Raw genomic sequence first — 445 nt, 5'->3', positions numbered from 1 at the left:
GCTCAACGCCAACCCGCCGAAGCTGCCGAAAAAGATCACCGCCGGCCAGATGGCGCTGCGCGCCTGCCTTGGCTATCTCGCGCTGCGCTTTGCCGGGAAATGGGAGAAGGGTCGCGCCCGGCTGACGCGGTGGGCGGCACGCTTCGACGAGAAGTTTCCAGAACTGAAGCCCTGCATTCCCGGTTGACCGCCCATTACCCGAATAGATTTACCCGGAAATCACGCGAGCATAAAAAAAGCCGGGCGCGAGGCCCGGCTTTTTCGTGTCGTGGCTTGAACGACTTAGAACTTCATACCGACGCCGAAGGTGACGCGGTTGTCGGTGGCCTTGACCTTGCCGATGCCATCGAAGCTCTTGCTGCCGAAGTCGGTGTAACGATACTCGACACGACCGAAGACATTGTCGGTCAGCTTGATGTCGGTGCCGAGACCGGCGGTCCAGCCG

General features: G+C 60.9%; 1 protein-coding gene and 1 pseudogene. One reads left to right on the top strand and one right to left on the bottom strand.

The genetic code is table 11. The features are described from left to right. Positions 1–187: pseudogene (locus EOA22_RS37130) on the top strand (glutathione S-transferase); the annotation flags it as partial. 95 nt (positions 188–282) lie between these two features. Here the strand turns inward: EOA22_RS37130 and EOA22_RS37125 are convergent. Next, a partial coding sequence (locus tag EOA22_RS37125; protein ID WP_164756359.1) for an outer membrane beta-barrel protein occupies positions 283–445 on the bottom strand: 163 nt, incomplete at its 5' end.

Source organism: Mesorhizobium sp. M7A.F.Ca.US.014.04.1.1 (assembly GCF_003998745.1).
Lineage (GTDB): Bacteria > Pseudomonadota > Alphaproteobacteria > Rhizobiales > Rhizobiaceae > Mesorhizobium > Mesorhizobium ciceri.
Note: the sequence above shows the minus strand (reverse complement) of the source record. Positions and strands in the feature narration are given on the sequence as shown.